A 10,899-nucleotide genomic window follows, 5' to 3' on the forward strand; every position below is an offset into this window, starting at 1 on the left:
ACCCGCCTGCCGCGTCAAAAATGCTCGCAAGGTGTCCAACCTTGCTGTGCTTTTTTCCTTGCATTCGGGCATTTTTTACTCAAAAAACCGTCTCGCAAGCTGATTGTCAACACACCCTATGCCCGGCTCAAACGGACAGCTTGTCCGCGCCGCCGAGATACGGGCGCAGGGCGGCGGGGATGTTGATGCTGCCGTCGGCGTTTTGGTGGTTTTCCAATACGGCGACGAGGGTGCGGCCAACGGCGAGGCCGGAGCCGTTGAGGGTGTGGACGAGGCGGTTTTTGCCGTTTTCGTCTTTGAAACGCGCTTTCATGCGGCGGGCTTGGAAGTCTTCGCAGTTGGAGCAGCTGGAGATTTCGCGGTAGGTGTTTTGCGCGGGCACCCACACTTCCAAGTCGTAGGTTTTGGCCGCGCCGAAGCCCATGTCACCGGTGCACAGGGTGATGACGCGGTAGGGCAATTCGAGTGCTTTGAGGATGTTTTCGGCGTGGCCGACCATTTCTTCCAGCGCGTCGTAGGAGGTTTCGGGGCGGACGATTTGCACCATTTCGACTTTGTCAAACTGGTGCTGGCGGATAAGGCCGCGCACGTCTTTGCCGTATGAGCCGGCCTCGCTGCGGAAACAGGGCGAGTGGGCGGTGAGTTTTTGCGGCAGATCCTGTTCGGCCAAAATGCTGTCGGCCACGGTGTTGGTGAGCGTTACTTCGGCGGTGGGAATCAGGTATTGCGTGGTTTTGCTCTCGTCGCCGCCACGGGTAACGTGAAACAGGTCTTCGCCGAATTTAGGCAATTGGCCCGTGCCGAACAGGGCGGTGTCGTTGACGATGTAGGGGGTGTAGTGTTCGGTGTAGCCGTGCTGCTGCGTGTGGGTGTCGAGCATGAATTGGGCGAGGGCGCGGTGCAGGCGGGCGATTTGGCCTTTCATCACGGTAAAGCGTGCTCCGGAAAGTTTCGCGCCGCCTTCAAAATCCAGCCCCAAGGGTTCGCCCAAATCAACGTGGTCTTTGATTTCAAAGTCGGATTGGCGCGGTTCGCCGACACGGCGCACTTCGACGTTTTCGCTTTCGTCTTTGCCGACGGGCACGCTCTCGTGCGGCAGGTTGGGAATCGCCATCAGCCAGGCATCCAATTCGGCCTGCACAGCTTCCAAATCGGCGGCGGCCTGCTCCAAATCGGTTTTGATTTGCGCGACTTGGTTCATCGCTTCCTGCGCTTCGTCGTGTTTGCCCTGGCCTTTGAGCGCGCCGATTTGTTTGGAAATGCTGTTGCGCGAGGCTTGCAGCTCTTCGGTTTTAACCTGCAGATCTTTGCGGCGGTTTTCGAGGGTTTCAAAACGCGCGGTGTCAAAAGCAAAGCCGCGTTGGGCGAGGCGGGCGGCAACGGCGGCGGTGTCGCCGCGCAGAAGTTGGATGTCGAGCATTTTTCGGGCTTTCATTCGGTAAACAAAACGGGGCGCATTGTAAACGATTTTAAAGCGGGGAAATACGGGCGGCGTCTTTCAGACGGCCTCTGCCGTAAACGTCTCCTATGGCGGGCGGAGAAAAATCCAATCGGCGCGATGCATGGTGTCGGGTAGAATCGCCAAGCCGTTTTCAGACGGCTTTATCCATAAAACACATAACAGGAGTATCAAAATGGAACACAAACTGCCCGAATTACCGTATGCCTTGGATGCGCTCGAGCCGCATCTGTCGAAAGAAACTTTGGAATACCACTACGGCAAACACCACCAGACCTACATCACCAATCTGAACAACCAAATCAAAGGCACGGAGTTTGAAAACGCCCCGCTGGAAGAAATCGTGAAAAAAGCGTCCGGCGGCGTGTTCAACAACGCGGCGCAAACCTGGAACCACACTTTCTACTGGCTCGGTTTCACCCCCAAAGGCCAGGGCAAACCTTCGGGCGAACTGGCCGCCGCAATCGACGCCAAATGGGGCAGCTTCGAAGCCTTCCAAAAAGCCTTCGACACCTGCGCCGCCGGCACGTTCGGCTCGGGCTGGGCATGGCTGGTGAAAACCCCGTCGGGCGAATTGGATTTGGTGTCCACTTCCAACGCCGCCACGCCGCTCAACAGCGACAATGTGCCGCTTTTGACCTGCGACGTGTGGGAGCACGCCTACTACATCGACTACCGCAACAGCCGCCCCAACTATCTGAGCGGCTTCTGGGAAATCGTCAACTGGGACGAAGTCGCCCGCCGCTTCGCCGCCTGATTCCGGCTGCTTGATTTTTAGGACAAAGAGGCCGTCTGAAAATCCGAAACAGGGTTTTCAGACGGCCTCTTTCTGCTCAGCTTTTGTCTGTCGGTTCGGGCCGTCTGAAAGCGGGATGGCGGTTTTCAGACGGCCTGACGGCATTGGGAAGATACCCGAAAGGCCGTCTGAACGGAAAAGGCCGTCTGAAAAAGCCTTTTGCTCTTTTCAGACGGCCTTTTTACTGCCGGGGCTATTGCGCCTGATGCGCGGGCGACGGGGCGGGGTCTTCCGCTTTTTCCAGCGTGGTGAGGCGTTTGGTGAGGATGTTCAGAATCACGCCGTAGGCAGGCAGGAAGAACAGGGCGCAGATGGTGAGTTTGAACAGATAATCGACAAAGGCGATGTGCGGCCAGTGTTCGGCCATATAGGCGTCGCTGCCGGCGTAGAAGGCGATGGAAAAGAAGAGCACGGTGTCGACGGCGTTGCCGAGGAAGGTGGAGGCGGTGGGCGCAATCCACCACGATTTCAGGCGGCGCAGTTTGTTGAAGACAAAGATGTCGAGTATCTGGCCGACGGCATAGGCGGCGAAGCTTGCCAGGGCGATGCGGAAGACGAAGCCGTTAAACTGCGCCAGCGCCGTCCAGCCCGTCCAGCTGCCGTCTTGGAAGACGACGGAGAAGGCATAGGAGAGGATAAGAGCGGGGAACATGACGAAGAAGATGATGCGCCGCGCCAGCCGCTGGCCGAAGATGCGCACGGTCAGGTCGGTGGCAAGAAAGATAAAGGGAAAGGTGAACGCGCCCCAAGTGGAGTGCACCTGATAGCCGTTAGGCAGGGTGATGGTGAAGGGAAACTGCACCAGATAGTTGCTGGAAGCGATAACGGCGATGTGGAACACGACGAGCCAGCGCAGGGCTTTTTGCTGTTGTTGCGGGGTGAATTGGTACATGTCGCTCTCCTTAGTCCATGTCGTGGCGCAGCAGGCGTTCGCGTGCGGTTTGTTCGAAAGGCGTGCCGGGGCGTCCCCAGTTGGCGAAGGGATGGATGGCGATGCCGCCGCGCGGGGTGAAGATGCCGTGCACTTCGATGTAGCGCGGCTGCATCAGGGCAATCAGGTCTTTCATGATGATGTTGACGCAGTCTTCATGGAAGTCGCCGTGGTTGCGGAAGCTGAAAAGATAAAGTTTCAGCGATTTGCTTTCCACCATTTTGATGTCGGGAATGTAGCGGATAACGATGGTGGCAAAATCGGGCTGGCCGGTCATCGGGCAGAGGCTGGTGAATTCGGGACAGACGAATTTGACGAAATAATCGTTGTCGGGATGTTTGTTGTCGAACGCTTCCAAAACTTCGGGAGCATATTGGCTTTGATACTGCGTGTGGCCGCCCAAAAGCGAGAGGCCGTGCAGTTCTTCTGAAGAACGGGACATTGAAGGTTTCCTTAGTTTTTTATTGTGGGGGGATTGCGAACCACAGTTTGCGAAAAGGCGCGGATTGTAAGGCAAAGCGGCGAAAGCGCAAAAGAAAATCGCGTTTTGCCGTGCAATGCCGGGCTTTTTCGCCTCTACACCATCGTTTTCAGACGGCCTTTATGTTTAATACTACAAAAGATTACAAAAATACGAATGTTTTATTCGTTTTAAATCAAAATGTTTTTTCGCAGACTGCTTCCAATAATATCTAAATAGCCACTAAATTTCTTAAAACGGCTTTTGACAGGCATAAAATCCGCGCAAAGCGGGGCATGCGGCGAAAAAATTTTAAAAACCGGCCTGATTTTTGCCTGCGGCAGGGTTACGTGGCACGAAAAATCCGTTTTCGGTGCTTGGCAAGCAGCATAAACGCAGGTAAATTCCCGTTCACGCCAGCCGACTACATGGAACTACAAATGCAGCAGGCGGCCTTATCCAAAAATCAAGCGAGAACAAAGGAGCTTTCAAATGGCTAAATACCAAGAAGAAATCAAAGCAGCAGAACAAACCAAACAGGCCAACGGCAGCGGCTGGGCGGCCATCACGCCCGAATACGTCGCCCGTATGCGTCTGCAAAACCGTTTCAAAACCGGTTTGGACATCGCCAAATACACGGCCGACATCATGCGCCGCGATATGGCCGAATACGACGCAAACCCGGCCAACTACACCCAATCGCTGGGCTGCTGGCACGGCTTTGTCGGCCAACAGAAGCTGATTGCAGTGAAAAAACACCACCAAACGCCCAACAAACGCTATCTCTACCTTTCCGGCTGGATGGTTGCCGGTATGCGCTCCGAGTTCGGCCCGCTGCCCGACCAGTCCATGCACGAAAAAACCTCCGTGCCCGCGCTGATTGAAGAGCTCTACACCTTCCTGAAACAGGCCGACGCCCGCGAGCTTGATCTGCTGTTTACCGCGCTCGACGAAGCCCGCGCCGCCGGCGACACCGCCAAAGCCGCCGACATCCAAAACCAAATCGACAATTTCCAAACACACGTCGTGCCGATTATCGCCGACATCGACGCTGGTTTCGGCAACGCGGAAGCCACCTATCTGCTGGCGAAAAAAATGATCGAAGCGGGCGCGTGCTGCATCCAGATTGAAAACCAGGTGTCCGACGAAAAACAATGCGGCCACCAAGACGGCAAAGTTACCGTGCCGCACGTCGACTTCCTCGCTAAAATCAACGCAGTGCGCTACGCATTCTTGGAGTTGGGTGTGGACAACGGCGTGATTGTTGCGCGCACCGACTCCCTCGGCGCGGGTCTGACCAAGCAAATCGCCTTCTCCACCCAACCGGGCGACTTGGGCGACCAATACAACAGCTTCCTCGAAGGCGAAGAAATCACCGACCTGAGCCAAGTGAAAGCAGGCGACGTTATCGTCAACACCAACGGCAAAACCATCAAGCCCACCCGCCTGCCGAGCAACCTGTTCCAGTTTAGAAAAGGCACCGGTGTCGACCGAGTGGTACTCGACTGCATCACCTCCCTGCAAAACGGCGCCGACCTTTTGTGGATCGAAACCGAAAAACCGCATATCGGCCAGATTAAGGAAATGATTGATCGCGTGCGCCAGGTTATCCCCAACGCCAAGCTGGTGTACAACAACAGCCCGTCGTTCAACTGGACGCTGAATTTCCGCCAGCAGGTGTTCGACGCTTGGAAAGAAGCCGGTAAAGACGTATCCGCTTACGACCGCGCCAAACTGATGTCGGCCGAATACGACGACACTGAGCTGGCCAAAGAAGCCGACGAGCGCATCCGCACCTTCCAGCGTGACGCCTCCGCCCAAGCCGGCATCTTCCACCACCTGATTACCCTGCCGACCTACCACACCGCCGCCCTGTCCACCGACAATCTGGCCAAAGGCTACTTCGGCGACGAAGCCATGCTGGCCTATGTGAAAGGCGTGCAGCGTCAGGAAATCCGCCAGGGTATCGCCACCGTGAAACATCAGAACATGGCGGGCTCCGACATCGGCGACAACCACAAAGAATACTTTGCCGGCGAAGCCGCTTTGAAAGCGGGCGGCAAAGACAACACCATGAACCAGTTCCACTGATTCGTGACGCCACAGGGTTTTCAGACGGCCGTAAAGGCCGCAGCAGAAAAAAGCCGTTAGGCCGTCTGAAAACCGACCGTCTTTGTCCGTGCGAAGTTGAGTCGAACGGACAGAGTGCAGGCCTAGCCTGTATGTTTGTGAAGCGTAAATCTCTGATTTGAGGTATTCGGTAACCCCGCAAGGGTTGCCGCTTTTTGCATTTGAGTGCTGGCATAATTCGCTTTTGCTTCGTGGTCGCCCGGCGTTCAGAAACGTCATTCCCGCGTAGGCGGGAACGGCCTTTGCCGCCCGGAGACGGGTATCGCCTCCATACCGCAAAACTATCATGCCGCGCCGCACTTGAAATCGGCATGCTTAGCCACTATTCTGTCCGCCGTATCTTTCCAACCCTTAAAAAGGACAAAAAATGAGCAGCGAATTAATCGTACATGCCACCGATGCCAGCTTCGAACAGGACGTATTGAAATCCGACGTGCCCGTATTGCTGGACTTCTGGGCGCCCTGGTGCGGCCCGTGTAAAATGATCGCTCCGATTTTGGACGACATCGCAGCCGAATTTGCAGGCCGTCTGAAAGTCGTCAAAATCAACATCGACGAAAACGAGCAAACCCCCACCCGCTTCGGCGTGCGCGGCATTCCGACGCTGATGGTATTTAAAGACGGCCAAAACGTCGCCACCAAAGTCGGCGCACTGGCAAAAGGCCAGCTGACTGCGTTTATTAACGCGTCGATTTAAGTCACGGCAAAACGGAAAAAAGAAAACGGTATGCCCGCAGGCATACCGTTTTTACTTTTGAGGCCGTCTGAAAAGCCGTATTGCACAAACAATACGGCTTTTGGCTGCCCTTTATTCGACCCTGCTGAAAATCAGGGTGGCGTTGGTGCCGCCGAAGCCGAAGCTGTTGGACATTACGGCATTGAGTTTGGCGGGGCGGTTTTCGCGGACGATGGGCAGGTCGGCGGCCTGTTCGTCGAGCGTTTCGATGTTGGCGCTGGCGCAGACGAAGTCGTTTTGCATCATCAGGATGGAGTAGATGGCTTCGTTGGAGCCGGCGGCGCCGAGGGCGTGGCCGGAGAGGGATTTGGTGGAGCTGATCAGCGGGATGTCCCGGCCGGCGAAGGCTTCGCGGATGGCGCCGAGTTCTTTGGTGTCGCCGACGGGGGTGGAGGTGCCGTGGGCGTTGATGTAGTCGACGCTGCCGCCGTGTTGGGCGAGTGCCATCTGCATGCAGCGCACGGCGCCTTCACCGGAGGGCTGCACCATGTCGTAGCCGTCGGAGGTGGCGCCGTAGCCGGTGAGTTCGCACAAAATATTCGCACCGCGTGCTTTGGCGTGTTCGTATTCTTCCATCACCAGAATGCTGCCGCCGCCGGAAATCACGAAGCCGTCGCGCGCGGCGTCGTAGGCGCGGCTGGCGCGTTCGGGGGTGTCGTTGTATTTGCTCGACAGGGCGCCCATTGCGTCGAACAGGCTGCTCATCTGCCACGACACTTCCTCGCCTCCGCCCGCGAACACGATGTCTTGTTTGCCCAGCTGGATAAGCTCGGCGGCGTGGCCGATGCAGTGGGCGGAGGTGGAGCAGGCGGAGCTGATGGAATAGTTTACGCCTTTGATTTTAAACGGCGTGGCCAGGCAGGCGGCAACGGTGGAGGCCATGGTTTTGGTCACGCCGTAGGGGCCGACGCGTTTGACGCCGCTGGCGCGCAGGATGTCGGCGGCTTCGACCTGGCTGGCGGAGGAAGCGCCGCCGCTGCCGGCGACGATGCCGGTGCGGATATTGGAAACCTGCTCTTCGGTGAGGCCGGCGTTGGCGATGGCTTCCTGCATGGCGATGTAGGCGTAGGCGGGGGCGTTGCCCATAAAGCGCAGGATTTTGCGGTCGATGTGGTCTTTGGGGTCGATTTTGATGTTGCCGGCGATGTGGGAGCGCATGCCCATTTCGCGGTAGCTTTCGTCGAACGAAATGCCGGATTTCAGGTTTTGCAGGGCAGCGAGGACTTCGCGGCAGTTGTTGCCGAGGCTGGAGACGATGCCGATGCCGGTTACGACGACGCGTTTCATGGTTCAAACTCCGGTGGGGTGGCAGCCTGAAAGGTTTTCAGACGGCCTGGGTTGGTGTGGCGGCTTGCGGGTGGTTTTCAGGCTGCCTGTTTGGGGATTGGGGGCAGCCTGAAAGGACGGTTTAGAAGTCGTCGGTGGTGGTGAACAGGCCGACGCGCAGGCCGTTGCCTTCGTAGATGGGGCGGCCGTCCACGCTCATTTCGGCGTCGGCGATGCCCAGCACCAGTTTGCTGTTCATCACGCGTTTGATGTGGATGTGGTAGCGCACGGTTTTGTGTTTGGGCAGCACCTGGCCGCTGAATTTCACTTCGCCGCAGCCCAGCGCGCGGCCGCGCCCGGGAGCGCCCGTCCAGCCGAGGAAAAAGCCGACCAGCTGCCACATGGCGTCTAGGCCGAGACAGCCGGGCATTACGGGGTCGCCCTGGAAATGGCAGCCGAAGAACCACAAGTCGGGGTTGATGTCGAGTTCGGCGATGATTTCGCCTTTGCCGTATTTGCCGCCGGTGTTGTTGATTTCGACGATGCGGTCGATCATCAGCATGTCGGGCAGCGGCAGCTGGGCGTTGCCCGCGCCAAACAGTTCGCCGCGCCCGCAGGCGAGCAGTTCTTCTTTGGTGTAGCTGGATTGGGGGGGGAAGGTGGTCATGGGTGTCCTTTGCATCGGATGTTGTGATTCGAGTTTAGAGACTAAGCTCTAAAAGAGGTGCATTCTATTGCAGCGCGGGCAATCCCGCAATGCGCTGCCGGGGTATTTAGCAGAATTTACATGTAGCGGTGCGCTGGTAGAAAGGGAAGCGCGAAACGCCTCCCGTAAAGGGAGGTGTTTCGTGTATCCCAAGCCTGTTGGGTCTTTGAAAACTCGGCTTTCAGACGGCCTCTTGCCGCAGGCGGAGGCCGTCTGAAAGCAGTGCGGTTTACTCGGTGAGCAGGCGCAGGGCTTCGCGGTATTTGGCGGCGGTTTTTTCGATGATGTCGGCGGGCACTTGCGGCGCGGGCGGCTGTTTGTTCCAGCCGCTTTGTTCCAGCCAGTCGCGCACAAACTGTTTGTCGAAGGAGGGCGGGTTGCTGCCGGGGCGGTAGTGTTCTTTCGGCCAGAAGCGGCTGGAATCGGGGGTCAGCACTTCGTCCATCAGGGTGAGCGTGCCGTTTTCGTCGAGGCCGAACTCGAATTTGGTGTCGCAGATAATGATGCCGCGCGTTTCGGCGTAGGCGGCGGCTTCCGTATAGAGGGCGACGGCTTTGTCGCGCACTTGGGCGGCGAGTTCTTTGCCGATGATTTTTTCGCACTCGGCAAAGCTGATGTTTTCGTCGTGGCCGCCGACTTCGGCTTTGGTGGACGGGGTGAACAGCACTTCGGGCAGTTTGTCGGCTTCGCGCAGGCCTTCGGGCAGGCGGATGCCGCAGACGGTGCCGTTTTTTTGGTATTCCTTCCAGCCGCTGCCGGCCAGATAGCCGCGCACGATGGCTTCGATTTTCACGGGCGTGAGGCGTTTGGCGACGACGGCGCGTTGTTCGACGGCACGGGCTTCGTTTTCGGACAGAACGTCGTAAACGGTGTCGCCGGTGAAGTGGTTGGGCATGATGTGCTTGAGTTTTTCAAACCAGAAGTTGGAAATTTGCGTAAGGATTTCGCCTTTGCCGGGGATGGGTTCGGGCAGGATAACGTCGAAGGCGGACAGGCGGTCGCTGGCGACCATCAGCATGCGCTTGTCGTCGATTTCGTAGAGGTCGCGGACTTTGCCGGAGTAGGTTTTTTTCAGGCTGATGTTGTTCATGCTGCTCTTTCAGGTTGCGTTGAAGGGTGGAAGGCCGTCTGAAAAAAGGGTTTCAGACGGCCTTTACAGGATTTCAGCGGCCGCTGATTTTGTCGGACAGCGGCACTTCGTGCGGGTTGATGCGGGCGTTTTCTTCCTGGCCGAGGCCGACGAGGCGGCGCAGGCGGGTGATGTAGGCGTTGACGTCCAAGCCTTTGCCGTAGCGCTGCGCTTCCCACACGGTTTCGGCCAGCGCTTCCATCATTTGGTGTTCGGCGGCGACCCAGTCGCCATTGTGTTTGGCGGTGAGGGCTTGGTGGATGGCACGGATGCCAGGCGGCTGGTCGATGGCGGCCTGTTCTTGGATGGAGAGGTGCAGCGAGAGGTGGAGGAAGGGGTTTTCGCGGCCGTTTTCCGGTTTCCATTCGGTGTCGAGGTAGTCTTCGATGTGTTCGAGGTATTCGGCGTATTCCTGATGGGCTTCGACGATGCGCAGGGCTTTTTGCTGCAAACCGTCGAGGGCGAGGGGGTTGAGCCGTTCTTTCCATACGTTGGCGAAGAAGCGGCGCACGTCGTGGGTGTTTACGTCGTACATGATCTGCTGTGGGCTTTTGCGGTTTGAGGCCGTCTGAAAACCGGAATCCGTTTTCAGACGGCCTATGTGATTTAATGAAAGCGGTTGCCTTTGCCCTTGCCTTTTCCTTTGCGCTGCTGCGCCTGCATTTCCTGCATGGCTTTGATTTGCGCCTGACGGTTTTTGGCGTTGAAGGGCGAGGTTTCTTTGAAGAATTTGTGCGCTTCGTCGGGCGGGCAGTTGTTGTTGGCCATGCAGTAGATGAGCACGGCGTCCTGCTGCGCCTGTCCGCCGCTGTTGTACATGCGGCGCAGGTCGGCGGGATTGATGCGGCCGCTTTCGGGGTCGATGTTGAAGGATTTGAGGCGGTCGGCAAACTGTTTGCGCTGGCGTTTCACCGCCCACACAGCGAGCAGGGCAATGATAGCGGCGGCAAGCAGCACGCTTAACACAGCCACCCACCAGCGTACGCCGAAGAGGATGAGGATGCCGGTGATAACGGCGGCGATAATGGAGATGCGGATGGCGGGTTTGACAAACATTGGGTTCATGGCGTTTCTCTTTATTGGTGTTTTGCAAAGGGCGGATTGTAAACCGAAACTGACATTCGACGCATCTTTCTTAACGTGGCGCGAAGCGGTTTGCCATGCGTTTCAGACGGCCTCAATCCACTAGGGTCTGTTGACATTCAATTTTTCACAGTATCATACAGATATGACCAGATATACCCTATCCGATGCCCAGTGGGCAGCCATCGAACCGCTTTGTCCGG

Annotated in this window: 11 protein-coding genes and 1 riboswitch; of the genes, 3 read left to right on the forward strand and 8 right to left on the reverse strand. The window is 57.3% G+C overall.

The window, feature by feature from the left end; translation table 11 throughout:
* Positions 1 to 127: 127 nt before the first annotated feature.
* Entirely contained in the window at positions 128 to 1,420 is a 1,293-nt protein-coding gene (gene serS, locus ACLD9W_RS11050; RefSeq protein WP_410842069.1) for a serine--tRNA ligase, read from the reverse strand.
* 214 nt (positions 1,421 to 1,634) lie between these two features.
* Between serS and ACLD9W_RS11055 the strand changes: the two genes are divergently transcribed.
* The gene (locus tag ACLD9W_RS11055; RefSeq protein WP_410842070.1) at positions 1,635 to 2,216 is read left to right on the forward strand and encodes a superoxide dismutase; all 582 of its coding nucleotides are present in this window, start codon (positions 1,635 to 1,637) and stop codon (positions 2,214 to 2,216) included.
* 232 nt (positions 2,217 to 2,448) lie between these two features.
* Here ACLD9W_RS11055 and ACLD9W_RS11060 read toward each other — a convergent pair whose 3' ends face one another.
* Positions 2,449 to 3,147, reverse strand: coding sequence for a 7-cyano-7-deazaguanine/7-aminomethyl-7-deazaguanine transporter (locus tag ACLD9W_RS11060; protein ID WP_410842071.1), 699 nt, complete (start codon positions 3,145 to 3,147; stop codon positions 2,449 to 2,451).
* 10 nt (positions 3,148 to 3,157) lie between these two features.
* Positions 3,158 to 3,628, reverse strand: a complete 471-nt coding sequence (gene queF / locus ACLD9W_RS11065; protein WP_410842072.1) for a preQ(1) synthase — start codon at positions 3,626 to 3,628, stop codon at positions 3,158 to 3,160.
* 5 nt (positions 3,629 to 3,633) lie between these two features.
* A riboswitch (PreQ1 riboswitch) is annotated at positions 3,634 to 3,678 on the reverse strand.
* A 460-nt stretch (positions 3,679 to 4,138) separates the two neighbouring features.
* On the opposite strand from queF, the gene ACLD9W_RS11070 reads away from it, so the two are divergent.
* Positions 4,139 to 5,737 carry an isocitrate lyase gene (locus ACLD9W_RS11070; RefSeq protein WP_410842073.1) on the forward strand — a complete coding sequence of 533 codons (1,599 nt, stop codon included), beginning with the start codon at positions 4,139 to 4,141 and terminating at the stop codon, positions 5,735 to 5,737.
* Positions 5,738 to 6,143: 406 nt separating this feature from the next.
* Positions 6,144 to 6,473 carry a thioredoxin TrxA gene (trxA, locus tag ACLD9W_RS11075; RefSeq protein WP_410842074.1) on the forward strand — a complete coding sequence of 110 codons (330 nt, stop codon included), beginning with the start codon at positions 6,144 to 6,146 and terminating at the stop codon, positions 6,471 to 6,473.
* Between the two features lie 111 nt (positions 6,474 to 6,584).
* On the opposite strand, the gene fabB is transcribed toward trxA, so the two are convergent.
* The 5 genes from fabB to ACLD9W_RS11100 form a co-directional block, all read right to left on the reverse strand.
* Positions 6,585 to 7,799: a beta-ketoacyl-ACP synthase I gene (gene fabB, locus ACLD9W_RS11080; RefSeq protein WP_410842075.1), complete on the reverse strand. Its 1,215-nt coding sequence runs from the start codon at positions 7,797 to 7,799 to the stop codon at positions 6,585 to 6,587.
* Positions 7,800 to 7,920: 121 nt separating this feature from the next.
* Positions 7,921 to 8,445 carry a 3-hydroxyacyl-[acyl-carrier-protein] dehydratase FabA gene (gene fabA / locus ACLD9W_RS11085; protein WP_410842076.1) on the reverse strand — a complete coding sequence of 175 codons (525 nt, stop codon included), beginning with the start codon at positions 8,443 to 8,445 and terminating at the stop codon, positions 7,921 to 7,923.
* 268 nt (positions 8,446 to 8,713) lie between these two features.
* Complete coding sequence (locus ACLD9W_RS11090) at positions 8,714 to 9,574, reverse strand: phosphoribosylaminoimidazolesuccinocarboxamide synthase (protein WP_410842077.1); 861 nt, start codon at positions 9,572 to 9,574, stop codon at positions 8,714 to 8,716.
* Positions 9,575 to 9,647: 73 nt separating this feature from the next.
* A complete protein-coding gene (locus ACLD9W_RS11095; protein ID WP_410842078.1) occupies positions 9,648 to 10,148 on the reverse strand; it encodes a DUF1841 family protein in 501 nt (166 codons plus the stop codon).
* A gap of 71 nt (positions 10,149 to 10,219) precedes the next feature.
* Entirely contained in the window at positions 10,220 to 10,678 is a 459-nt protein-coding gene (locus tag ACLD9W_RS11100; RefSeq protein ID WP_410842079.1) for a hypothetical protein, read from the reverse strand.
* Positions 10,679 to 10,899: the final 221 nt, after the last annotated feature.

Origin of the sequence: Neisseria sp. WLZKY-1, assembly GCF_046546535.1 — a bacterium.
GTDB lineage: Bacteria > Pseudomonadota > Gammaproteobacteria > Burkholderiales > Neisseriaceae > Neisseria.